Source organism: Roseivivax halodurans JCM 10272, from assembly GCF_000521785.1.
Classification (GTDB): domain Bacteria; phylum Pseudomonadota; class Alphaproteobacteria; order Rhodobacterales; family Rhodobacteraceae; genus Roseivivax; species Roseivivax halodurans.
Genome location: NZ_JALZ01000014.1, coordinates 61,400 through 84,183 on the forward strand (window position 1 = coordinate 61,400; position 22,784 = coordinate 84,183).

General features: G+C 67.2%; 19 protein-coding genes. 13 read left to right on the forward strand and 6 right to left on the reverse strand.

Annotated features, from left to right (window positions below):
* Positions 1-114 precede the first annotated feature (114 nt).
* The 4 genes from OCH239_RS13460 to OCH239_RS13475 all read left to right on the forward strand — a co-directional run bounded on the left by OCH239_RS13460 (position 115) and on the right by OCH239_RS13475 (position 5,478).
* A complete protein-coding gene (locus OCH239_RS13460; protein WP_051489472.1) occupies positions 115-606 on the forward strand; it encodes an SH3 domain-containing protein in 492 nt (163 codons plus the stop codon).
* Between the two features lie 141 nt (positions 607-747).
* Positions 748-1,347, forward strand: a complete 600-nt coding sequence (locus tag OCH239_RS13465) for a TetR/AcrR family transcriptional regulator (protein WP_037263601.1) — start codon at positions 748-750, stop codon at positions 1,345-1,347.
* Positions 1,344-2,414 carry an efflux RND transporter periplasmic adaptor subunit gene (locus OCH239_RS13470; protein WP_037263604.1) on the forward strand — a complete coding sequence of 357 codons (1,071 nt, stop codon included), beginning with the start codon at positions 1,344-1,346 and terminating at the stop codon, positions 2,412-2,414. Before OCH239_RS13465 ends, OCH239_RS13470 begins: the two co-directional genes overlap by 4 nt.
* Positions 2,415-2,418: 4 nt before the next feature.
* Complete coding sequence (locus OCH239_RS13475; protein ID WP_037263608.1) at positions 2,419-5,478, forward strand: efflux RND transporter permease subunit; 3,060 nt, start codon at positions 2,419-2,421, stop codon at positions 5,476-5,478.
* Between the two features lie 72 nt (positions 5,479-5,550).
* Here OCH239_RS13475 and OCH239_RS13480 read toward each other — a convergent pair whose 3' ends face one another.
* The 3 genes from OCH239_RS13480 to OCH239_RS13490 all read right to left on the reverse strand — a co-directional run bounded on the left by OCH239_RS13480 (position 5,551) and on the right by OCH239_RS13490 (position 9,475).
* Positions 5,551-7,140 (reverse strand): GMC family oxidoreductase, encoded by a 1,590-nt coding sequence (locus OCH239_RS13480; protein ID WP_037263611.1) that lies wholly within the window; start codon positions 7,138-7,140, stop codon positions 5,551-5,553.
* A 117-nt stretch (positions 7,141-7,257) separates the two neighbouring features.
* The gene (locus tag OCH239_RS13485) at positions 7,258-8,913 is read right to left on the reverse strand and encodes a BCCT family transporter (RefSeq protein ID WP_037263613.1); all 1,656 of its coding nucleotides are present in this window, start codon (positions 8,911-8,913) and stop codon (positions 7,258-7,260) included.
* Positions 8,914-8,995: 82 nt separating this feature from the next.
* Positions 8,996-9,475 carry an Lrp/AsnC family transcriptional regulator gene (locus OCH239_RS13490; protein ID WP_037263615.1) on the reverse strand — a complete coding sequence of 160 codons (480 nt, stop codon included), beginning with the start codon at positions 9,473-9,475 and terminating at the stop codon, positions 8,996-8,998.
* A 117-nt stretch (positions 9,476-9,592) separates the two neighbouring features.
* Here OCH239_RS13490 and ald point away from each other — a divergent pair, with 117 nt between their 5' ends.
* Together ald and OCH239_RS13500 are read left to right on the forward strand one after the other, a co-directional pair.
* Positions 9,593-10,714, forward strand: a complete 1,122-nt coding sequence (gene ald, locus OCH239_RS13495; protein WP_037263618.1) for an alanine dehydrogenase — start codon at positions 9,593-9,595, stop codon at positions 10,712-10,714.
* 33 nt (positions 10,715-10,747) lie between these two features.
* Positions 10,748-11,104, forward strand: coding sequence for a YigZ family protein (locus tag OCH239_RS13500; protein WP_037263621.1), 357 nt, complete (start codon positions 10,748-10,750; stop codon positions 11,102-11,104).
* On the opposite strand, the gene OCH239_RS13505 is transcribed toward OCH239_RS13500, so the two are convergent.
* Both OCH239_RS13505 and mscL read right to left on the reverse strand, forming a co-directional pair.
* Positions 11,101-11,988 carry a cation diffusion facilitator family transporter gene (locus OCH239_RS13505; protein ID WP_037263625.1) on the reverse strand — a complete coding sequence of 296 codons (888 nt, stop codon included), beginning with the start codon at positions 11,986-11,988 and terminating at the stop codon, positions 11,101-11,103. The genes OCH239_RS13500 and OCH239_RS13505 overlap by 4 nt on opposite strands.
* Before the next feature lie 75 nt (positions 11,989-12,063).
* The gene (gene mscL / locus OCH239_RS13510; protein ID WP_037263628.1) at positions 12,064-12,495 is read right to left on the reverse strand and encodes a large conductance mechanosensitive channel protein MscL; all 432 of its coding nucleotides are present in this window, start codon (positions 12,493-12,495) and stop codon (positions 12,064-12,066) included.
* Positions 12,496-12,645: 150 nt separating this feature from the next.
* On the opposite strand from mscL, the gene OCH239_RS13515 reads away from it, so the two are divergent.
* The 7 genes from OCH239_RS13515 (at position 12,646) to OCH239_RS23755 (ending at position 22,302) form a co-directional block, all read left to right on the forward strand.
* Positions 12,646-13,347, forward strand: a complete 702-nt coding sequence (locus OCH239_RS13515) for a glutathione S-transferase family protein (RefSeq protein WP_037263632.1) — start codon at positions 12,646-12,648, stop codon at positions 13,345-13,347.
* A 763-nt stretch (positions 13,348-14,110) separates the two neighbouring features.
* Positions 14,111-14,773 (forward strand): hypothetical protein, encoded by a 663-nt coding sequence (locus tag OCH239_RS13525; protein ID WP_037263638.1) that lies wholly within the window; start codon positions 14,111-14,113, stop codon positions 14,771-14,773.
* Positions 14,774-14,785: 12 nt separating this feature from the next.
* Positions 14,786-17,119 (forward strand): UDP-forming cellulose synthase catalytic subunit, encoded by a 2,334-nt coding sequence (bcsA, locus tag OCH239_RS13530; protein WP_051489468.1) that lies wholly within the window; start codon positions 14,786-14,788, stop codon positions 17,117-17,119.
* A gap of 4 nt (positions 17,120-17,123) precedes the next feature.
* The gene (locus tag OCH239_RS13535) at positions 17,124-19,316 is read left to right on the forward strand and encodes a cellulose biosynthesis cyclic di-GMP-binding regulatory protein BcsB (RefSeq protein WP_037263641.1); all 2,193 of its coding nucleotides are present in this window, start codon (positions 17,124-17,126) and stop codon (positions 19,314-19,316) included.
* On the forward strand, positions 19,313-20,371 hold the full coding sequence (locus OCH239_RS13540) for a family 8 glycosyl hydrolase (RefSeq protein WP_037263645.1): 1,059 nt from the start codon (positions 19,313-19,315) through the stop codon (positions 20,369-20,371). The genes OCH239_RS13535 and OCH239_RS13540 overlap by 4 nt, the downstream gene beginning before the upstream one ends.
* Positions 20,356-21,891, forward strand: coding sequence for an outer membrane protein assembly factor BamD (locus tag OCH239_RS13545; RefSeq protein WP_037263650.1), 1,536 nt, complete (start codon positions 20,356-20,358; stop codon positions 21,889-21,891). The genes OCH239_RS13540 and OCH239_RS13545 overlap by 16 nt, the downstream gene beginning before the upstream one ends.
* A gap of 279 nt (positions 21,892-22,170) precedes the next feature.
* The gene (locus OCH239_RS23755) at positions 22,171-22,302 is read left to right on the forward strand and encodes a hypothetical protein (RefSeq protein ID WP_280111078.1); all 132 of its coding nucleotides are present in this window, start codon (positions 22,171-22,173) and stop codon (positions 22,300-22,302) included.
* 148 nt (positions 22,303-22,450) lie between these two features.
* Here the strand turns inward: OCH239_RS23755 and OCH239_RS13550 are convergent, their stop codons facing one another.
* On the reverse strand, positions 22,451-22,711 hold the full coding sequence (locus tag OCH239_RS13550) for a DUF2312 domain-containing protein (RefSeq protein WP_037263654.1): 261 nt from the start codon (positions 22,709-22,711) through the stop codon (positions 22,451-22,453).
* Positions 22,712-22,784: the final 73 nt, after the last annotated feature.

Consider the following 22,784-nt stretch of genomic DNA (forward strand, 5'->3'; position numbering starts at 1 on the left):
CTCGGTCCCCCGATCTTCAAAGCAACATTGTTTCGGCGCACAGTGTCCCAAGACGGATCGGGGCACAAGAACCCCGGCCGGGATAAAACGAGCAGGACGGAAAACGTCATGATCATGAGACGATGGGGATGGGCGCTGGCCTTGGTCCTCGCCGGCCTCGCGCCCGCCCAGGCGGCCGAGCGGGGCCCGGTCACCAACCTCCCGCTGCCGCGCTTCGTGTCGATGAAGGCCTCGGAGGGCAACGTCCGGCGCGGACCGTCGCTCACCCACCGCATCGACTGGGTCTATATGCGCCGCGACATGCCGCTCGAGGTGACCGCCGAATACGGCCACTGGCGCCGGGTGCGCGACCGCGACGGCGCAGGTGGCTGGGTGCATTACTCGCTCCTCTCGGGGGTCCGGACCGTGCTCGTCGAGGAGGACATGCTGCCGCTCTACACCCGTCCCGCCGAAGGTGCGCAGGTGGTCGCGAAGCTCGGCCTCGGGGTCATCGCCCGGCTCGGCGAATGCCTTGAAGCATGGTGCGAACTCGAGGCGGCGGGCCATTCCGGCTGGACCCGCAAGACCGCGCTCTGGGGCGTGGCACCGGACGAGCTCCGCGACTGAAAACCGGCTGGCGGCGGAGCCGGGGGGCCTCCGACCGGTAGGCGTTCAGGCGCCCCGCGCCGCAATGCCCCGGATAGCGTCGCGCGCGACACGTTCTCGTGACTTCATTGACAAGTGTCAATTATCTGCCAGATGAGGACGATGGACAAGCGCCGCCTCCGTTCTCGTCTCCGTCTGCAGAAGGCTCTGCGCGATCTCATGCGCGAGTCGTCGCCGGAGGACGTTTCGGTCGAGACATTGGCCCGGAAGGCGGGCGTCACACGCCAGACCTTCTACACCCATTACGGCAGCATCTCGGCCATGCTCGACGAATATCTCGACGGATTGCTGGACGAGATGGCCCGCCGGCACGCCGCGACCTTCGCCGATACCGCTCCGGGCGAGATCCCGGACAAGCTGCACCGCCACGTGACGTCGGTTCTGACCGATCTCGATGCGGAGGATCCCCGCCTTGGAGCCCTGCTGCTCGGGAGCGCTGCGACGGACACGGAACGCCGGCTTGCCGCCCTTGTGTCGCGCTTTCTCGAACACGGCGATCCCGACGGCAGCAGGTCGCTGTCCGCCACTGTCCAGGAGGTCCAGGCGCACTACTTCGCAGGCGCGTTCCTGGGGCTCCTGCGCTACTGGATCAGCCTCGGCCCCGACAGGCCGCCCCCCGACGTGATGGCCGGACACTTCGCCACCTTCTCCCTCTACGGCCGCAAAGGCCAATGTCTCTCGCCTGACGGAGCCTCCTCATGATCCGCCGCCTTGTCCTTTCGCTGCCGCTCCTCCTTGTGCCGATCCTCGCGGTCGCGCAGGACGAGACCGCGCAGAGCCCCGACCGCCCGCCACGTCCGGCCAAGCTCATGACCCTCGACGGCGGGGCGGACACGATCGCGCGCCGCTTCTACGGCCGCGTCCGCGCCAAGGAGACCGTGGACCTCGCCTTTCAGGTCGGCGGACAGATCGTGACGTTTCCGGCGGAAGAGGGCAGTTCCATTCCCGCGGGCGATCTTGTGGCGCAGCTCGATCTCGACCCGTTCGAGCGGCAGCTCGCCGAGGCCCGGGTGAATCTCGACAAGGCCGAGCGCGACCTTGCGCGCCTGCGGCAGCTCGAGGGCAACGCCGCCTCCGAGGTGCAGGTCGAGAACGCCCGCACGCAGGTCCGCCTGGCCGAGATCGCGGTCGAGAACTCCGAAAGCCAGCTCGAGGACGCGACGCTCGCCGCCCCGTTCGATGCGCTTGTCGCCAGACGGATGACAGCGAACTTCTCGACGGTCTCCGCGGGCACCCCCGTCGTCCGCCTGCACGACATGAGCGAGAAGCGCGTCGCCATCGACGTTCCTGAGGTCCTCTTCCGCCGCGCCGCCGGCGGCTCGAACGTCGAGATCACCGCCACGTTCCCGGAACGCGACGACAGCTTCGAGCTCAAGCCCCGGGAGTTCGAGGCCGAGAGCTCGGATGTGGGCCAGACCTTCCGTCTGACCCTCGCCTTCACCGAGGATCCGGGCGAATGGGTCCTGCCCGGAGCCTCGACCACCGTGACCGTGGTCTCTCCGCTCGGCGGCTCCTCGGGCATCCTGATCCCCGAAACCGCGCTGCTCTACGATCCCGAGCGCAATCCGTCCGTGCTGGTGTTCGAGCCCTCGGAGGAGAACCCCGAGATCGGAACCGTGGCGCGCAGGCCGGTGTCGATCGAGGCGCGCCCCGACGGGCGCATCGCCATGACCGACGGCCCCGAGACCGGGACCGAGATCGTCATGACCGGGGTCAGCCAGCTCGAGGACGGTCAGACCGTCCGCCGCTTCAAGGGCGTCGGGGAGTAACGGCATGCAGATCGCACGCGGCGCCATCGACCGCGCCCTCATCACCTGGCTTCTGATGATCGGCTGCCTTCTCGGCGGGCTCTGGGGCTTTTCGACCATCGGCCGGCTCGAAGACCCGGCCTTCACCATCAAGAACGCCATCGTCCTCACGCAATATCCCGGCGCCTCTGCCGAGGAGGTCGCGCGCGAGGTGTCCGAGCCGCTCGAAAGCGCGATCCAGCAGATGTCCGAGGTCGACACGATCACCTCGTCGAACAAGCCGGGCGTCAGCCGCGTCGAGGTGGAGATCGAGGACACCTTCGACGGCACCGAGCTGCCGCAGATCTGGGACAAGCTGCGCAACCGCGTGAACGACGCGCAGGGCGAGCTACCCGAGGGCGCCCGGCAATCGATCGTCAACGACAGTTTCGGCGACGTCTACGGGCTCTTCTACGCCGTCACGACGCCGGGATTCACCGACGCCGAGACACACGAGCTCGCCAATTACATGCGCCGCGAGCTTCTGGCCGTCGACGGCGTTGCGGACGTGGCGCTTGCCGGGCTGCCCGAAGAGGCGATCTTCGTCGAGCCCGAGACCGCCATCAGTGCCAATATCGGCATCCCTCCGAGCGCCCTTCTGAACGCCATATCGACAGCCGACACGGTGACGCCGGCGGGATCGGTCGATCAGAGCGGTCAGAGCATCCGCATCGCGCCGCCCCAGGGCTCGGATTCCGTCGAGGAGATCCGCAACCTCACCATCGGCGCGAGCGGCGAGGTCATCGACCTCGCCGACATCGCGAACGTGCACCGCGGCCGGGTCGACGATCCGCAGGAGATCATCCGCTTCAACGGCGCGGAGGCGTTCACGCTCGGCGTCTCGGGCAAGCAGGACCTCAACATCGTCGATGTGGGCCGCCGGGTGGACGAGCGCTTCGACCAGATCTTCAACGACATCCCCTTCGGCGTCGAGCTTCACCCGATCTACCAGCAGCATGTGGTGGTCGACGAGGCCTCGACCGGGTTCCTCGTCAACCTCGCCATGTCCGTCGCCATCGTGGTGGTCGTGCTCGCCCTCTTCATGGGCTGGCGCGCGGCGGTCGTGGTGGGGGCGACGCTGCTGCTGACCGTGGTCGGCACGGTCTTCTTCATGGCGATGTTCGGGATCGAGCTGCAGCGCATCTCCCTCGGCGCCCTGATCATCGCGATGGGCATGCTCGTCGACAACGCCATCGTCGTGGCCGAGGGCATGCAGGGTGACATGGCCGAGGGCAAATCCTCGCGCGAGGCCGCCTCGGACGTCGCCGGCAAGACGCAGATCCCGCTGCTCGGCGCGACCGTCATCGGCATCATGGCCTTCGCCGGGATCGGCCTCAGCCCCGATGCGACGGGCGAGTTCCTGTTCTCGCTCTTCGCCGTGATCGGCATCTCGCTGCTGCTCTCCTGGGTGCTGGCGATCACCGCGACACCGCTCCTTGCGCATTACTTCTTCAAGCGCGGCGGCGTCGCGGAGGGCGGCGCCTATAACGGCCCGGTGTTTCGCGCGTATGCCGCCACCCTGCGCCTCGCGCTCAGGCTGCGCTGGCTGGTGGTGGTTGCACTGATCGGCATCACCGTGGTCTGCTACATCGGCTTCGGCCAGGTGAAGCAGCAGTTCTTCCCCGACAGCAACACGCCGCTCTTCTACGTGCATTACAAGCTGCCGCAGGGCGCCGACATCTCGCGCACCGCCGCGGACATGCAGGTGCTGGAGAACTGGCTCGACGATCAGGACGAGGTGGCGTCGGTCGCGACCTTCGTCGGCGGCGGCGCGTCGCGCTTCATGCTGACCTACGCCCCCGAGGAGGCGCTGCCCACTTACGGGCATCTCATCATCCGCACCTCGACGCTCGAGCAGATCCCCCCGCTCCGCGACCGGCTCGAGGAGTTCGGCCGCAGCGCCCTGCCCCAGGGCGAGTTCCGCACCGAACGTCTGGCCTTCGGCCCGGGCGGCGGTGCTCCGATCGCGGTGCGGTTCTCGGGCAGCGATCCGAACGTCTTGCGCGCCCTCGCCGAGGAAGCCTCGTCCCGCATGTCCGAGGCCTCGGACCGGCTCATCGACCTGCGCACTGACTGGCGCGAGCGCGAGATGGTGCTGACGCCGCTCTACGCCGCCGAACGTGCGCAGACGGCGGGGGTCGCGCGCGAGGACGTTGCCGACGCGCTGGCGCTCGCCACCGACGGCACCCGCGCCGGCACCTATCGCGAGGACGACCGGCTGATTCCGATCGTCGTACGCGATCCCGATGCCGGGCGCACCGGGGCGGACCATCTGATCGACCGCCCCGTCTGGTCCGAGCCCGCGGGCACCTACGTGCCGCTCGAGCGGCTCGTCGACGGCTTCGGCTACGAGGTGCACGACACGCTCTACCAGCGCCGCAACCGCGTACCGACCATCGCGGTCGAAGCGGGCGTGCCCCCCGGCGTCAACGCGATGGAAGTCTTCGCCGAGATCCGCGGCACCATCGAGGCGATGACCCTGCCCGAGGGCTACCAGCTCGAATGGGGCGGCGAATACGAAAGCTCGACCGAGGCGCAGGAAAGCCTCGGGCAGCAGCTCCCCGTCTCGCTGCTGATCATGGTGATCATCTCGGTGCTGCTCTTCGGCAAGCTGCGCCAGCCGCTGATCATCTGGCTGCTGGTGCCGATGTCGGTGAACGGCGTGGCGATCGGTCTCTTGGGCACCGGGCTGCCGTTCTCCTTCACCGCTCTCCTGGGCCTGCTGTCGCTGTCGGGCATGCTGATCAAGAACGGCATCGTTCTGGTCGAGGAGATCGACCTTACCCGGGCCGAGGGCGTGCCCTTCCGCGAGGCTGTGGTCCGCGCCTCGACCTCGCGCCTGAGACCGGTGGTGCTCGCGGCGGGCACGACGATCCTCGGGATGACGCCCCTCCTGTGGGACGCGTTCTTCGCCTCGATGGCGGTGACGATCATGGGCGGGCTGGGCTTCGCGTCGATCCTGACGCTGTTCGCGGCGCCGGTCCTCTACGTAATCTTCTTTCCGAAGGCCTGGAAGGCGGACTCCCCGGCGAAGGGGACGTCCTGACCCCGAGGGGGTGCGAGAGGCTCTGCCTCTCGCGCTCTCCCGAGTATTTCTTCCAAGAAGAAGTGGGGATGCTCAGTGTTTGGCCGCGGCCGCGATGAGGTCCGCGGCCTTTTCCGCGATCATCGCGGTCGGGGCGTTCGTGTTGCCGCTGGTGATCGTCGGCATGACGCTCGCATCGACGACCCGCAGGCCCGCGACGCCGCGCAGGCGCAGCTCTGCATCGAGCGGCGCGCCGTCGTCCATGCCCATGCGCACAGTGCCGACCGGGTGGAAGATCGTCGTGCCGATGGCGCCGGCCGCCCGGGCGAGCTCCTCGTCGGATTGCGCATCCGTCCCCGGCTTCACCTCCTCCGGCGCGTAGCGGGCCATGGCGTGCTGCGACATGATCCGGCGGGTGAGGCGGATGGCGTCCGCGGCCGTGCGGCGATCGCCTTCGGTCGAGAGGTAATTCGGCGCGATCTCCGGTGCGGCGCCGGGGTCGGCCGACGTGAGGCGCACCGTTCCGCGGCTTTCCGGGCGCAGGTGGCAAACGCTCGCGGTGATCGCGGGAAAGGTGTCGAGCGGCTGACCGAAAGCCGCGAGCGACAGCGGCTGGACATGGTATTCGAGATCGGCCGTCGCGACGTCGGGGCGGGACTTCGCAAATGCGCCGAGCTGCGAGGGCGCCATGGACATCGGCCCCGACCGGAAGAGCGCGTATTCGAGCCCGATCCGGGCCTTGCCGAAGAGCGTGCTGGCGAGCTCGTTCAGCGTCTTCGCGTTTCCAAGCCGCCAGGAGCAGCGCAATTGCAGATGGTCCTGAAGGTTCCTGCCGATGGCCGGCACGTCCCGCCGCGTCGCGATCCCCTGCTCGGACAGCCATTCCCCCGGGCCGATCCCCGAAAGCTGCAACAGGTGCGGCGAGCCGATCGCACCGGCACAGAGGATGACCTCGGCGCGCGCATGCGCGGTGACGCTCTTGCCGCCGCGGGTGAAGGTCACACCCGTCGCGCGGCCCTCCGAGAGCTCGATGCGGGAGACCTGCGCGTTCGTCTCGATCCGGAGCCGCGTCTTGTCGGCCCCGCGCAGGAAGGCTTTCGCCATGCTCATGCGCCAGCCGTTCTTCTGGCTCACCCGGAAGTAGCTCACACCCTCGTTGTCGCCGGTGTTGAAGTCGTCGACCTTGGGGATGCCGGCGGCCTCGGCCGCGTCGGCGAAATCGTCGAGAACCTTCCATTTGAGCCGCTGGTTCTCGATCCGCCACGGACCGCCCGCGCCGTGGTGCTCGGAGGCGCCGCCGACGTAATCCTCGGAGCGCAGGAAATAGGGTCGCACGTCGTCCCAGCCCCAGCCCGCAAGGCCCCTCTGCCGCCAGCCATCGTAATCCGCGGCCTGGCCGCGGATGTAGAGCATGCCGTTGATCGAGGAGGAGCCGCCGAGGATGCGGCCGCGCGGATAGACGAGCGAGCGGCCGTGCAGGCCCGGCTCCTCGCGCGTGCGAAACATCCAGTCGGTGCGGGGATTGCCGATGCAGTAGAGATAGCCCATCGGGATGTGGACCCAGTGGTAATTGTCGCGTCCCCCGGCCTCGAGCAGCGTGACGCTGTGGCCTGCGTCGCTCAGGCGGCGCGCGAGAACGCAGCCCGCGGTTCCGGCCCCGACGATGACGTAGTCGCTCTCCATGCACCCCTCCCCTTTTGCGCCGCCGCAGACTTGCGCGGGACGGGGGCAAGCGCAAGGCTCTGACATGAGACGCCCCGCCGGTGGGGCGGGGCGTTTCGGGCTTGGGTGTATCTCAGATCATTCCGCCGGATTCGGTGCGGGATCGGGCCGCGGAGGCGGGGTCGGATCGGTTCCGTAGAGCTCGCCGGGAAGCTCGTTCGGCATCGCGTGATCCGCCTCCTCGTCGTTGCGGTAAGCCTTGTTGTGCCGGTAGATCATCAGCGGATCCCAGGAGAGCGCCTTCACCAGCCCGACAAGGATCAGCACCACCACGATGGCGAAGGGGAAGCCCGCGACGACCGCCGCCGCCTGAAGGGCCGAGAGACCGCCAGCCAGCAAAAGGACCGACGCGACCGCGCCCTCGGAGATCGCCCAGAAGATCCGCTGGACTTTCGGGGGATCCGGGTCCCCGCCCGCCGTGAGCATGTCGATCACGAAGGAGCCCGAGTCGGAGGAGGTCACGAACCACAGCACGATCAGGATGATCGCGAAGCCGGACATGAGATCCGAGGCCGGGAAGAAGTCGAGCAGGGCGAACATCGCGTCGCCGTAGCTTTCCTTTGTGGCTTCCACGAGGCTGGTATCGCCGTCGAGCGAGATCTTGAGGGCCGTGCCGCCGAAGGCGCAGAACCAGAAGAACATGATCGAGGCCGGCAGGAGCATGACGCCGATCAGGAACTCGCGGATCGTCCGGCCGCGGCTGATGCGCGCGACGAACACGCCCACGAACGGCGCCCAGCTGACCCACCAGGCCCAGTAGAAGATGGTCCAGGAATTCTGCCAGGTGCCGTCCTCCTGCCACGCCTCGGCCCAGGTGCCCCATTCCACGAGATCGCGGACATAGGCGCCGTAGCTCTGCACGAAGGTGTCGAAGATGAAGAGCGTCGGGCCGACGATCAGCATGAAGGCGAGGAAGACGGCACTGAGGATGATGTTGAGGTTCGAGAGCCGCTTGATGCCGCCGTCGAGACCCGCGACCACCGACATCGTCGCCATCGCCGTGATGACCGCGATGATGATGATCTGAACCACCGGCGATTGCCCGATCCCGAAGACGGTCCCGAGGCCCGAGTTGATCTGCATGGCCCCGAGGCCGAGCGACGTGACGATGCCGAACATCGTACCGAAGACGGCGAGGATGTCGACGACGTCGCCCCAGAACCCGAAGATCTTCTCGCCCAGCAGCGGATAGAGCGCCGAGCGGATCGTCAGCGGCAGCCCCTTGCGGAAGTGGAAATAGGCAAGCGCAAGCGCGACGATCGCGTAGATCGCCCAGGCATGGAAGCCCCAGTGCAGGAACGAGAGCGTCATGGCCTGCCGGGCCGCCGCCTCGGTTTCGGCGTCGCCCACGGGCGGCGCGAAGAAATGGTAGAGCGGCTCCGCGGCCCCCCAGTAGATCAGGCCGATGCCGATCCCTGCCGAGAACAGCATCGCGGTCCAGGAGAAGAGATCGTAGGCGGGCTCCTCCGTCATGCGCCCAAGCCGGATGTCGCCGAACCGCCCGAAGGCGAGCCAGATCACCGCCAGAAGCAGCACGTTCACCAGGATGATCATGGCCCAGCCGAACGTATTGGCGAGCCAGGCCTGCGCCGAGCTGAACACGGTCCCGGCCGTCTCGGAAAACAGCCCGCCGAAGATTATGAAAGCGATGATGAGGATGGCCGAAACGCCGAAGACGCGGCGGTTCACCTTCGGGAAGAACAGGAGCGACTCCTGGTTCATCTTGTCATGCATGACATGTCCCTGTTTGTCGTTTTTTAGTGACGATGTGTCGCGGATATTTGACCGAAGTGGACCGGAACCGGCGGAAGTCCACTCAAACAGGCAGGGCGGTCGTCGAAAACACTGTCCTCAAAGCGAAACTCGACTGCATCTGCGTGACGTTCGGAAGGCGCGTGAGATACTGGCGGTGGATGCGGGCGAAGTCCTCGGTATCCTCGGCCACCACCTTGAGGAGGTAGTCGGCCGATCCAGCCATCAGGTGGCATTCGAGCACGTCGGGCACGCGCCGCACCGCCGTCTCGAAGGCGTCGAGCACCTCGTCGGACTGGCCCGAGAGGGTGATCTCGACGATCACCGTCGTGGGCAGGCGGAACTTGCGGTGATCGAGGAGCGCCACGTAGCCCGAGATGTAGCCCTCGGCTTCAAGCCGATGCACCCGGCGATGGCAGGCCGAGGCCGACAGATGCGCTGCCTCGGCAAGATCGGCGTTCGAGATGCGCCCCCTCTTCTGCAGCACGCGCAGAATCCGCAGATCCGTCTCGTCGAGCGCACTTCGCGCAGAATCCTTTCGCATGACGCGCTCCTTGCCGCAGAACGTTCGATGTTTTCCGCTAACAGCGGAGCAATTTTGCCGGGAAATTGCAAGCCGGCAGCGCCATCTTGAATGTCAGAAGCCGAGAGGAGGTTCGCCATGAAGATCGGATGCCCCACCGAGATCAAGCCGCAGGAGTTCCGCGTCGGCGTGACGCCCGCCGCCGCCGCCGAGGCCGTCGCGCATGGACACGCCGTGCTGATCCAGACCGGCGCAGGCGCCGGAGCCGGGTTCGAGGACGCCGACTACGAAGCCGCCGGCGCCCGGATCGCGAGCAGCGCCGAAGAGGTCTTCGCCGAGGCCGACATGATCGTGAAGGTGAAGGAGCCGCAATCTCCCGAGCGCAAGATGCTGCGCGAGGGGCAGATCCTCTTCACCTACCTCCACCTTGCACCCGATCCCGAACAGACCAAGGAGCTGATGCAATCGGGCGCGACCTGCATCGCGTACGAGACGGTGACCGACGAGCGCGGCGGACTGCCGCTCCTGTCCCCGATGTCCGAGGTCGCGGGCAAGCTCGCGCCTCAGATGGGCGCGTGGACGCTGCAGAAGGCCAATGGCGGCCGCGGCGTTCTCATGGGCGGCGTGCCGGGCGTCACGCCGGCGCGCGTCTGCGTCATTGGCGGCGGCGTGGTCGGCACCCATGCGGCCCGCGTCGCCTCCGGCATGGGCGCGGATGTCACCGTGCTCGACCGGTCCCTGACCCGCCTCAAGCAGCTCGACGACATGTTCCGCGGCGAGTTCAAGACGCTCTACTCCTCCAAGGCGAACATGGCCGAACAGGTGCGCGCCGCCGACATGGTGATCGGCGCGGTGCTGATCCCCGGCGCCGCCGCGCCCAAGCTCGTCAGCCGCGCGGATCTCAAGAGCATGAAGCCCGGCGCGGCACTCGTTGACGTGGCGATCGACCAGGGCGGCTGCTTCGAGACATCCAAGGCGACGACGCACCAGGATCCGATCTACGAGGTCGACGGGATCATGCATTACTGCGTCGCCAACATGCCCGGGGCCGTCGCGCGCACCTCGACGCTCGCGCTCGGCAACGCCACCCTGCCCTTCATGCTCGAGCTTGCCGACAAGGGCTGGAGGCAAGCCTGCGCCGACGATCCGAACCTCCTGAACGGCCTCAACGTCCACGCCGGCAAGCTGACCTACTACGCCGTCGGCCGCGCGCTCGGCATCGACGTGACCTCCCCGCAGGTGGTTCTGAAGGCCGCTTGACCTTGCACCCATGCCGGGGCACCTCGTCCCGGCATGGCGCTTCTGGTCCTCGACAACCTCTTTTCCGACCGCGGGTCGAAATATGCCGCCGCCGGCGGGCCGGCCGCCTCCCGCGGCGAGGCCAAGGCGCTCGTCAAGGAACTGAAGCGCCGCAAGGCCTTCGCCAAGGCGACCCACAATACCTGGGCCGCGCTCCTGCCCGAGGGACCGGTCAAGGACGACGACGGCGAATCCGGGGCCGGCATGGTCATCCTGCGCATGCTCGAACGCGAGGAGCTCCAAAACCACGTGGTGATCGTGACCCGCTGGTTCGGCGGCAAGCATCTCGGTGGGGACCGGTTCCGCCACGTGCAGGCGGCGGTGCGGGCCTATCTCGACGAGATCCGCTAGATTGCCAGCGCGCCGACCTGGTGCGCCTTGTGCTCGGGTTCGACGTGGATCGTGATCCGCGCATCCGGCAGTTCCGATTTCAGACCCGCCTCGATCCGGTCACAGATCCCGTGCGCAAGGTCGACGCTCATCTTTCCCGGCACGACCAGGTGGAACTCGACGAACCTCGCCTGCCCCGCATGGCGGGTGCGGATGTCATGGGCCTCGACTGCGCCCTCGCCCCGGGCCGCGATCACGCGCTTGATCGCCACGATCTCTTCCTCGGGAACGCTCTCGTCCAACAGACCCGAGGCCGAGGCCCAGATGACCTTCCCTCCGGACCACAAGATATAGAAGGCAACGCACGCGGCGAGCGCCGGGTCGAGCCACGCCCATCCCGTCAGCACGGCCGCCGCGACGCCCCCCGCGACGCCGACGCTGGTGACGACGTCCGCCGCGAGATGATGTCCGTCCGCGGAAAGCGCCGGCGAGCGCAGCTGTCGCCCGCGCCGGATCAAAACCGAGGCCCAGCCCCCGTTCAGCGCCCCGGCCAGAAGGTTGAGGCCGATCCCCGCCCAGGGCGCATTCGGCACAGTCAGATCGCGGAGGCTCGAGGCGACCTCGGTCAGGATGAACAACGCCGCGACGACGATCAGGATGCCCTCGGCGACCGCGGAGAGCACCTCGGCCTTGTGATGGCCGAAAGGATGATCGGCGTCGGGCGGCCGAGCCGCCACCCTCACCGCCCAGATCGCCATCAGCGCGGTACCGACGTTCACGATGCTCTCGAGCGCGTCCGACAGGAGCGCGACCGATCCGGTCACGTTCCATGCGGCGAACTTGATCGCGAAGACAACAAGCCCCACGACAAGCGAGGCAAGAGCGAGCCGGGTTGCGGGTCCCATACGCGTCTCCATCTTACGGAGGCGTGTCCCTAGGCCGTCGCGTCCCCGCTGCCAAGCACCTTTCCGCCGCCTTGGTTATTTCCTCAGCGCGTCCCGGATCTCGATCAGGATGTCGAGTTCTGAGGGGCCCGATTTCACATCCGGAGCGACATCGTCAGGCTTTTCCGCCGCCGACTTCACCCGGTTCACCATCTTCACGAGGAGGAAGACGACAAACGCCACGATGAAGAAATTGATCACCGCCATCAGGAAGTTGCCCACCGCAAAGACCGCGGCGCCTGCGCTTTGCGCGGCGGCGACGCTGGCAAAGCCGTCCTCCGGCGCCGAACCGAGCACGTAGAACCAGCCCGAAAAGTCGATACCGCCGGTGAAGATCCCGATCACCGGGTTGATGATGTCCGCCACGAGCGAGGAAACGATGGCCGTGAAGGCTGCGCCGACAATGATGCCGACCGCCATGTCCATGACGTTGCCCTTGGCGATGAAGTCGCGGAATTCCTGGATCATGATACTGTCCTCTGAGTCGTTGGCGGCCCCGCCCGGGCCGCAAACAGGCCTTTACCATGGTCGCAGGGCTCCTGTGCAGATCCGCCCCTGTCGATTTGAATGGCGGCGCCCTACCTCGCCCCGGACATCAGCATCCGACCGGAGCAGCCCATGGCCGACCTTTCCGACTTCCCGATCACCGAACGCTGGGTGCCGCAGGACCCCGGCCGCATCCAGCTCTACGCCTATCCGACGCCGAACGGCGTGAAGGCCTCCATCATGCTCGAGGAGACGGGCCTGCCCTACGAGGCGCACCTCGTCCCTCTCGGCGACGAATACGTCAAGAGCCGGGAGTTCCTGTCGCTCAGCCCCAACAACAAGATCCCCGCGATCATCGATCCCGAAGGTCCGGACGGCGCGCCGGTCGGTCTCTTCGAGTCCGGGGCGATCCTCATCTATCTCGCCGAGAAGACGGGCCGCTTCCTCGGCTCCTCACCGACCCAACGCGCCCACATCATCCAGTGGCTGATGTGGCAGATGGGCGGCGTCGGACCGATGTTCGGCCAGCTCGGTTTCTTCGTGAAGCTCGGCGGCAAGGACATCGAGGATCCCCGTCCGCGCGAGCGCTATATCGGCGAGGCGCAGCGCCTGCTGAAGGTGCTCGATTGCGAACTCGAGGGTCAGGACTGGATCGCTGGCGAATATTCCATCGCCGACATCGCGATCGCCCCATGGATCCGCGCGCTCGACTTCTATGAAGCCAAGGACATGGTGAAGTTCGACGACCTCAAGAACGTGCCGGCATACGTGGAGCGGTTCGAAGCCCGCCCCGCGGTCGAGGTGGGCTTGCAGATTCCGGCGACCGGGGACTGAACGCTGACGCGATCAGCGTTGGGCCCGGCCGGCGTCCGCCGCGGCGCGAAAGGACCCGGCCGGGCCAACGCGCCGACGCACATCGCCCGGCGCTTTGCAGTGAACAGGCCAAACAAGATTGCCGGGCCGGAGGCCTCCGGCCCGGCCCGCAGCGTCCGGAATGATCCAGGTGTCCTGCCGATACCCGGCAAGGTGCCGCTCGGGGCCAAGCGGAGCGGCCTGCCCCGCGAGGCCCTCTAAAATTTACATCGCCGTCGCGACTTTCTGGATCACCCAAATCAGGATTACGGCGCCGACGATATATTCAATGACCTGGGATCGCCGCCGACGATGCGTGTTCTTGCGCTTTTCGCGTTCCGTTTCACTCTTTAACATACCTTACTCCACTTTCTGTGGTCACCTGCCCGAAGCACTTTCCCGCGGGAAAATAGAGCTGTCAGACCGGATTTGAAGATTTCGTATCGAGGCGGATTGCCCAAAATTGGCCTTCATTAAGGCACATGTCGGCATTTTTGGGGCAACTTCATGGCGCTTTGCCGCATTAATTGCATGATTGAGACCCACACGTGTCATGGTTGATCATTCGGGCGATCCGGGCTCTGGTGGGAATTCCGAGATTGCGCTCGTGGGGCAACGCTTTCCGTTTCTCATATGCGAGCGTTTGTCGAAACGGTGGACAGCCGGGCGATGTCTGGTGCAGGCCGTTAATGCGGCCTAGCGGCTGCGAGGTCGCGACCAAACAGCGGCACACGAGGCAAAAAAAGTGAGGCAGGCCCTGAAGAACCGCCGTCACAGTTTCGGTATTCCGGCGCTCCTTGCGCTCGCCATGCTCGCCTCGTGCGGCACCTTTCCGCGAACCACTAGCGAATTCCGGGATGCGCTGGATCGCGCCCCTCAGGTGCAGCGAGGACCGTCGGATGCGTGGGTCTCCGCGCCGGAGATCGACATGGTTCTCGAACGCGCGCTCGGCCCGGTCACGGAACAGCGCATCCTTCTGCCGAACGTCACGTCCGTGTCGGGCGACAACTTCGTCCTGCTGCGCGCACGAGACACGGGTGGCGCCAGCGTCGGCCGGTTCATGCCTCTCGACCTCGTTTACGCAAACGGCGGAACGCCCCCGCCCTTCCCGGAATTCGATGACCTTCTGCTCCGCTCGCGAACCGATTCCGTCGGGGTCCTCAGCTGGGCGACATGGACGAACGATGCGGGGCTGACTTGCGTGTTGGCCTTCCGGCGCCTCGACAACACGTCGCGCATCGTCACCGCGGGCGACGCCACGATCGACATGATGCTGCGCAACTGCGTGCGCGGCGACGCAGAGACGGCGCTTGTCCCTGCCCTTCCGGAAAGCGTCGGGTTCGGGTCCACCGCAGCAGGCACCGGCGCGCCACGCATGCTGTCGCCGCTCGCCGCGCCCAATCCGTGAGATGAGACCGAGATGACGCGTTTCGCTACATGGGGACTGGCGATAATCTGGATCGCACTGATGGTGCCGGTCCTGTTCCTTGCCTCGGTTCCGACATCCATCGTCGCGCAGGGCCTCATGGCGCTGACCACCTGCGCCGTCATCTACGTCCTCAAGCCGTTCGTGACCTCCAACGCGCTGGTGCGCTTCTTTGTGCTCGCGCTCGCGAGCGTCTTCGTGCTCCGCTACTGGCTCTGGCGCCTCCTCGAAACGCTGCCCTCGACCGACAGCCCGCTGTCGCTGGCCGCGGCGCTGGTGCTTTTCGGGGCGGAGACCTTCACCGTCGGTCTGTTCTTCCTGACCGCCCTCGTGACCGGCGATCCGGTCGAGAACCCTCCGCCGCCGAAGGTCAAGCTCCGCGACGCGCCGCGCGTCGACATCCTCGTGCCGTCCTACAACGAGCCCGACGACCTCCTCGCCGTCACGCTCGCTGCCGCGAAGAACGTCACCTACCCCGCCGACAAGAAGACCGTCGTGCTCTGCGACGACGGCGGCACCGACCAGCGCTGCGCGCACGCGGATCCGGAGATCGCCCGCCAGGCAAGAGAGCGGCGCGCACGCCTGCAGAAGCTCTGCGCGGAGCTCGACGTGGTCTACACGACCCGGGCGCGAAACGAGCACGCCAAGGCGGGCAACCTCAACGAGGCGCTCAAGACGCTCGACGGCGAGCTTGTCCTCGTTCTCGACGCGGACCACGTTCCGACCCGCGATTTCCTCGCCCGGACGGTCGGGTACTTTACGGAGAACCCTCGCCTCTTTCTCGTCCAGACGCCCCACTTCTTCACCAACCGCGATCCGATCGAGCGCAATCTCGGCTTCAAGGAGACCTGCCCCTCCGAAAACGAGATGTTCTACGGCCAGATCCACCGGGGGCTCGACCGGCTCGGCGGCGCGTTCTTCTGCGGCTCGGCCGCGCTGCTGAGACGCAGCGCCCTCGACGAGGTCGGAGGCATCTCGGGCGAGACCATCACCGAGGACGCCGAGACGGCGCTCGACATCCACGCCCGCGGCTGGGAGAGCATGTATCTAGATTACGCGATGATCGCCGGGCTCCAGCCCGAGACCTTCGCGTCGTTCATCCAGCAGCGCGGACGCTGGGCCACCGGCATGATCCAGATGCTGATACTGAAGAACCCGGTCTTCCGCAGCGGTCTGACGATCGGCAAGCGCCTCTGCTATCTCAATTCCATGAGCTTCTGGCTCTTCCCGCTGATCCGCACGATCTTCCTCGTCAGCCCGCTCATCTATCTCTTCTTCGGACTGCAGATCTTCGTCGTGAATCCGGCCGAGGTGCTCGGCTACATCCTGCCCTACCTTCTGATCGGCTTCATGGTGCAGAACGCGCTCTTCGCGAACGTCCGCTGGCCCCAGATATCTGAAGTCTACGAGATCGCGCAGACGCCCTACCTCTTCGCCGCGCTGATCGAGACGGTCCGCCACCCGCGGGGCGCCTCGTTCAAGGTGACCGCCAAGGACGACACGCTCGACCGGGCGTTCATGTCGCCGATCGCGATGCCGCTCATGGTTCTGACCGGGCTCTTGCTGGCCGGCATCGTCGCGGCGGTCGCCCGGTACATCGCGTTTCCCGGCGACCGCACCGTCGTGCAGATCGTCGCGGCCTGGAACGTCTACAACTTCCTGCTGGCCGCGCTTGCCCTCCGCGCGGTGTTCGAACGCCCGGCGCGGCTCGTCCGGCCGCGCACGGCCGTCTTTGTCCCGGCGCGGCTGCACATCCCGGGCGCCGACGACGACGCGGCTGATCTCGAAACGACCATCATCTCGGCGAGCCCGACGGTCATCCAGGCGCGGCTGGCTGCCGGCGCGCTGCCGAAAGGTCTCGCCCCAGGCTCCGAGGGTGCCGCCCCGATGCGGGGCAAGCTCTCTCCGGTCCTGCCTAAATCGCCAGCGCTGCAAACGCCCCTGAACGTCACCGTGAACGAGGTCCGCAGCGATCCCGACGGTCTCCTTCTGGAACTCGGGATCTCCGCGGAGCAGATGGTGGACGCAAGCCGCCTCACCGCGGTCATCGTCTACGGCGACAGCTCCCGGTGGGAATTCTTCCGCAAGGTCGTCCCGCGGAGCAGCACGCTCGTCGCCGGCCTCGCCTACGTGCTCGGCAAGGCGGCCTTGTCGCTGCCGAAGACCACTCTCGACCTTCTGCGCGAACCCGGGCGCCGCCAGAGCGAGATGCTCGAGGAGGACGCCGTAAGGGAGAACACGTTCTCCGCGGCGCCGGAGAAGGCCAGAACCAAGCCTGCAGGGCGCGCCGATCTCGACGACGACGGCTATCTGACGGTGGAGGAGTGAGGTCATGACCCGACGCCCCCTTCCGGCTCTCTGCAGCCTCGTCGCGGCGCTGGCCCTCGCTCCGGCGGCGTCCGCCCAGCAGATCGAACTCGACGGCTTCACCGACGGCCCCACGATCGAGGAGCGCTCGCGCCCGGCCCCTGCCGGCCCGGAAGCGGGAAGCGGAGACCCCGCCCCCGAACCCGAAACGCTCGTGCTGCCGCTCCGCCCGCCGCGGCTCGCCGCGAGCGATCCCGAGACCTACCGGATGTCGGGGCAGTACGATCAGGCGTCGTTCACGCTCTTCGTACCCGTGGAGATGTCGGGTGCCGAATTGCGCATCGCCACCCAGAGCGCCATCGACATCCTGCCCCAGCGCTCGGCCATCGAGGTTTCGGTCAATGGAACGCCCGTCGGGACATTGACGCCTGACAATTTCGGGGTTGCGGGCATCGACACGTTCTCCGTCCCCGACGGCCTTCTCACCGCGGGGCGGAACCGCGTGACCCTGTCGGCGCGGCAGGTGCATCGCGTCTTCTGCGGCCCGGATGCCGCCTTCAACCTCTGGACCGACATCGCCCTGCCCGAAAGCGGGATCGAGATGCCGCTCGCCGATCTGCCGGTGGGCCCGCTCGGCTTCCTGGCGGGCGCGTCTGCGCAGATCGCGCGCGACATCCCCCTCCAGCTGCGCATGCCGGATCCCGATGCCACGATGGCGGAGGCGTCCGACCTCATCGCCCGCTTCGATGCGGTCTACGGCCAGGTGCCGCCGGAGATCTCGGTCGGGAACTACTACTCGGCCAGCGAGAACGCGACGCAGCGCGCCCGCATCACGGTGCTTACGGCAGATTACGCGCTCCCCAACGGCCCCGAGTTCCGCCGCGGCGGCGATGGTGCCATCGTCTTCCTGCTGCGGAGCGGCGATTACGACAACGCCGCCCAGGTCTTCACCGGCGCGGTGCCCGCGCCAAGCTCCGAATTCACCACCCCGATCATCGAGCCCGGCCGCCCGACGACCCTGGCCGAGCTCGACACCGACGGCATCGAGGGCCGCGGGCGCTACATCCGCGAGCATGTCCAGTTCCGCCTGCCGAGCGACTGGCTGCTGCTCGCCTCCCAGACCGGCGAGTTGCGGCTGGACTGGCGTTACGACACCGACCTTCCCAAAGGCGGGCTCCTGCTCGTCAAGGTCAACGGCACGACGATCCAGCTTCTTCCGCTCGACGAGCCCGAGAATGCCGGCCGCCCCCTCCCGACGCTGCGCATCCCCTTCGCCGCGAACCTTCTGCGTCCCGGGGCCAACCGCCTCACCTTCGAGGCGCTCGTTCCGGGTGATCCGCCCGATGAGGCCTGTGTGCCGAGCGAGGCCCCGATCTTCGAGATCTCCGGCGGGACGAGCCTGACCATCCCGCCCTCGCCCAGGTTGTCGCTCCCCGGCATCGAGCGCACCCTCCAATTCGCTCCCCGCAGCGCCATCAGCCTCAGCGAGGCGGCCGAGGTCACGCTGTCGCCGGGTCTCCTGCCGCGGCTCTCGAGCGTCCTTGCCGCGCCCACGGGCCAGGACACCGATCTGGACTCGGACATCGAGATCAAGATCGGAATTCCCGCCGACATTGCCGCTCTCGACGGTGACGTCGTGGCGGATCATGCGGAGCAACTCCGCGCGGTCATGCAGTCCGAACGGCAGGAGCGGGGCAGCGCCGAGGATGCATGGTCCCAGGTCGGTGGAAACCAGTGGTGGCGGGGCCTTCTCCAGCGGGACCGGATCACGCAGTTTCCGGCTCGTCTCAACGAGTGGCTGCGCGCGATCTGGACCGGGAACGAAAGCGCACTTGCCCCCTGGCTTGCGGAAAGATCCGCGGATGCGATCCTCCTTCAACCGGACATGGAGCAGCCGGGACATCTCTGGCTCCTGCTCGAACCCGACGGGGATCATCGCGCGGTGATCGCCTCGCTGGCGGAAAGCCGGGACGCCTATCGCGGGCCACATGGGCAGGTCTCCGTGTTCCTGCCCGACACGGGCTGGGAGAGCTGGGACGCGCCAAACCGGCCGCTTCTCCTGCGCGAGCCTCTGACCGCGGCGAACGCGCGGACCGTCGTCGGGAATTACGTCACGATCATTCCGGGGCGGTATATCGGACCGATCCTCATCCTTGCGGTATTGTCGTCGATCGTCGCGTTCGGCATCGCCGTCGTCACACGAAGGAAGCGCGCATGAAGCGCCGTCAGTTTGTCTCCGCCCTGGCCGCCGGTCTCGCCCTCCGCCACTCCCGAGCGAGCGCTCAGCCGGCCGAACTCGGCGATCAGCTTCGCGACGTCTGGTCGGCGTGGCGCGACGCGCACGCCAATGGATCCGGTCGCGTGATCGACGCGCCGCAGCAGTTCGCCAGCCATTCCGAAGGACAATCCTACGGTCTCTTTCTCGCCGCACTCGCGGGGGACCGCAGGACCTTCGATCGCATCGAGACCTGGACGCGGGTGAACCTCGCCATCCGGTCCGACGCGCTCATGGCGTGGCGCTGGTTGCCGGACTCGCCGGTGCGGGTTCCGGACACCAACAATGCCAGCGACGGTGACCTCTTTCGCGCATGGGCCCTGCTGCGCGCGTCGGACCGCTTCCTCGTCCCGGAATACCGCGAGCTCGCGGCGACAATCGCGGCCGACCTGGCCGAGCATTGCATTGCGGAACGCTCCGACGGCACGCCGCTCCTCCTGCCCGCGGCCGACGGCTTTCGCACCGCGGAAGGCTTCATCGTGAATCTCGCCTATTCCATGCCGCTTGCGCTCGAGGAACTCGCTGCCGCCTTCGGTCTTCCCGTACTCGCGCAGGCGGCCGAGGGCGCGGTGCGCCTCTCGGCCGAACTGGCCGAGGGAGGCGTCGTTCCCGATTGGGTCGAAGTGACCGAGAGCGGGCTCATCCAGCCCGAGGGCTTTTCCTTCGACTGCGGCTACGAGGCGATGCGCGTGCCGCTCTTCTACATCTGGTCGGGGCTCGCCGATCACCCCGCGGTGCGCACCTTCGCGCTGGCGCAGCGCGCGGCGCCCGAGAACCGCGCCGCGACGATCATCGAGCGCGGGAGCGGAGCGATCCTCGAAACGAGTTCCGAGGCTGGGTATCGGTCCCTGTCGGCGCTGTCGGCGTGCGTGACGGAAAACAGCCTCGGCTCCGGGATGCTGCCCTTCTCTGTCGAGCAGGCCTATTATCCGGCCACCTTGCAGGTGTTTTCCATGATCGCTCAGGCACAGGGGGCTCCGCGATGCATTCCGCTCTGAAGCCACGTTTCGGGATCCTTGCAACGTCCCTGGTCTTCGCCTGTCTCGTCTGCGCCTCGAGCGCCTCCGCCCAGGAGCCCAGCGACGCGGACCTCGAGGCATTGCGGTTCTACATCGCCGAGGACAACGAGGATGCCATCCGCTCCGAGATCCGTAGGCTTCAGATCCAGTACCCGAACTGGGTGGTGCCCGACGATCTGAGCAACCTGCAGCGCGACGTGCCTTCCGCCAATATCGATCGCATCTACCAGCTCATCGAACAGGGGGAATTCGCGGCGGTGCGCGATGCGATCGACGCCACGGCAACCTCCTATCCCGATTGGTCCCCCTCCGCCGAGCTCCTCCGCACCCTGGCACTTGCCGAGGCTCAGAGCAGTTTCGACACCGCGATCGAAAACCAGGAATCCGAAACCGCGATCGGCATCGCGCGCAGCAATCCGGCCCTGCTGAGCTGCGAGCGTGTGAACAACGCCTGGCTTCTCGCCGAGCGCTACGTCGCGCTGTCGCAAGCGGACACCGCACTCGGCGTCTATTCCGGCGTCGCGCGAACCTGCACCGATCCCGACATACTGGTTTCGACGCTCGAGAAGGCGTCAGCCGTCGCGGATGCGCAGGAGCTTGGCGAGCTTGCCGATGCGGCGCGGCTCCAGGCGCCCGCCGCGGCAGACCGGATCACCACTGTAGAAACACGGCTCCGCGCCGGTATGGGCGCGGAGCCGCGCGCGACCACCGATGGCCAGAGCGCGACGATCCCCCTGCCGGACGCCGCGGCACCCCGTCCCGACGACGCGGAGGCCCAGCCGGATCCCCTCGAGCCCGCCGATACGGCCACCGCATCCGAGACCGCGCCGGCGCTCAGCCTGCGCCCTGCCCTTCGCCCCCGCTCGCTGTCGCGGAGGGTCACCGGCCCGCCGCCCCAAGCTGCCCTGGCGCCGGCGCCGGCAAGCCAGCCCGCCTCGCAAGGCTCGGCGGCTCTGGCGCAGGCCCGGCAGGCGGCCGAACGCGGAGATTGGCGGCAATGCCTTGCGCTCAGCGCCTCGGCCCGCTCGGGCGATATCGTCTCGCAGCGCGGCTGGTGCGCGCTGAACCTGGACCGTCCGATGCAGGCTCTGACCGATTTTCGGACCGGAGCGTCGACCGCGACCACCCAGCGCACGCGCATCGATTCGAGCTACGGTGCCGCCCTCGCGATGCTGCAGTTAGGCATGGTGGAGCAGGCGGCCGGCATAGCCGCGACGACGCATCTTCTCCCCGACCAGAGGCTCGAGATCGAGAGCCAGATCCTCGATAGGCGCGGCGTCGACGCCTTCAATCGCGGCGATTTCCGGCAGGCGATCGCCTATTTCGACGAGCTTGAGCGTGTCACCGGTATCGTGAGGCGCGACCTCGCGCTCCTGCGGGGCTACGCCTTCCTGAATTCCGGTCAGCGGGCTTCGGCCAAGGCCGAGTTCATGCGCCTCCACGACCAGATGGCGACCCCTGCGACAAGGCGCGCCCTCTCGCAAACGCTCGACCGCTAGCCGCCCGAGCCACCCCGAAGCGGTCTACAGCCTGGCCATCCCCTACCGTGGCCGGGTGTTTGCGCGCGGCATCTGCCCGCTCCTAATCCGTCCGGATAGTGACCCTGCCCATCGGGCCGACGCGTGAAGAAACCGGGCAGGGGCGATCGCCCTCCGCGTTCGCGGGTACCCGGCTGCAGGTAGGGCTCCAAGGCGCGCGCCGGATTACAAAAATGACATCGCCGAGGGAAAGCCGCGCGCCGCCTCTCACCACCGACGCCGCCAGATGTGGAGTTAACGATGTCCAAGCAAGAAATCGAACTCGAGCGCACCAAGAGCAACCGGGCCTGGCGCCGCGCACAAGTCCTGGAACTCGTCGTCGGCCTTGCCATCGTCGTCTGGGTTGTCGGCAAGTTCGGAATGGCGATCTGAGCCATTCACCACCGCCAGCAGGCTGTCTGACGGGCAACGCCGCCCGAGAAGCGCCGCTCGCGGCCTCGGCCGGGCGAGCGGCCCGACAGGATCGAATTCCGCTCGCCCCGGTATCTGTCCCGCGGCCGGCCAGCCGCGGATGCCGCGCTCAGCTCATGCCGAGCGCCGCCTTGTACATCTCGAGCACGGCCTCTTCCTCGGCAATGTCGTCGGGCTCGCGCTTGCGCAGGGCGATCACCTTCTTCATCACCTTGGTGTCGTAGCCGCGCCCCTTGGCCTCGGCCATGACTTCCTTCTGCTGCTCCATGATCTCCTTCTTCTCTTCGTCGAGCCGCTCGAAGCGCTCGATGAACTGCTGGAGTTCGCCGGCCGCGACGCCGTAATTGTCCGTGGGTGCACTGTCCTGCATGATCTGTCCCTTGCCTCTGGAAGGCCCCCGATACCCCGCCTGCAGCGCGGCCATCAAGGGGTTGCCCGGACGC

Coding starts and splice junctions, on each gene's coding strand:
- ald (WP_037263618.1), top strand. CDS start 9,593: ATGAAGATCGGATGCCCCACCGAGATCAAGCCGCAGGAGTTCCGCGTC.
- OCH239_RS13470 (WP_037263604.1), top strand. CDS start 1,344: ATGATCCGCCGCCTTGTCCTTTCGCTGCCGCTCCTCCTTGTGCCGATC.
- mscL (WP_037263628.1), bottom strand. CDS start 12,495: ATGATCCAGGAATTCCGCGACTTCATCGCCAAGGGCAACGTCATGGAC.
- OCH239_RS13460 (WP_051489472.1), top strand. CDS start 115: ATGAGACGATGGGGATGGGCGCTGGCCTTGGTCCTCGCCGGCCTCGCG.
- OCH239_RS13505 (WP_037263625.1), bottom strand. CDS start 11,988: ATGGGACCCGCAACCCGGCTCGCTCTTGCCTCGCTTGTCGTGGGGCTT.
- bcsA (WP_051489468.1), top strand. CDS start 14,786: ATGACGCGTTTCGCTACATGGGGACTGGCGATAATCTGGATCGCACTG.
- OCH239_RS13535 (WP_037263641.1), top strand. CDS start 17,124: ATGACCCGACGCCCCCTTCCGGCTCTCTGCAGCCTCGTCGCGGCGCTG.
- OCH239_RS13490 (WP_037263615.1), bottom strand. CDS start 9,475: ATGCGAAAGGATTCTGCGCGAAGTGCGCTCGACGAGACGGATCTGCGG.
- OCH239_RS23755 (WP_280111078.1), top strand. CDS start 22,171: ATGTCCAAGCAAGAAATCGAACTCGAGCGCACCAAGAGCAACCGGGCC.
- OCH239_RS13500 (WP_037263621.1), top strand. CDS start 10,748: ATGGCGCTTCTGGTCCTCGACAACCTCTTTTCCGACCGCGGGTCGAAA.
- OCH239_RS13515 (WP_037263632.1), top strand. CDS start 12,646: ATGGCCGACCTTTCCGACTTCCCGATCACCGAACGCTGGGTGCCGCAG.
- OCH239_RS13540 (WP_037263645.1), top strand. CDS start 19,313: ATGAAGCGCCGTCAGTTTGTCTCCGCCCTGGCCGCCGGTCTCGCCCTC.
- OCH239_RS13550 (WP_037263654.1), bottom strand. CDS start 22,711: ATGCAGGACAGTGCACCCACGGACAATTACGGCGTCGCGGCCGGCGAA.
- OCH239_RS13485 (WP_037263613.1), bottom strand. CDS start 8,913: ATGCATGACAAGATGAACCAGGAGTCGCTCCTGTTCTTCCCGAAGGTG.
- OCH239_RS13545 (WP_037263650.1), top strand. CDS start 20,356: ATGCATTCCGCTCTGAAGCCACGTTTCGGGATCCTTGCAACGTCCCTG.
- OCH239_RS13475 (WP_037263608.1), top strand. CDS start 2,419: ATGCAGATCGCACGCGGCGCCATCGACCGCGCCCTCATCACCTGGCTT.
- OCH239_RS13465 (WP_037263601.1), top strand. CDS start 748: ATGGACAAGCGCCGCCTCCGTTCTCGTCTCCGTCTGCAGAAGGCTCTG.
- OCH239_RS13480 (WP_037263611.1), bottom strand. CDS start 7,140: ATGGAGAGCGACTACGTCATCGTCGGGGCCGGAACCGCGGGCTGCGTT.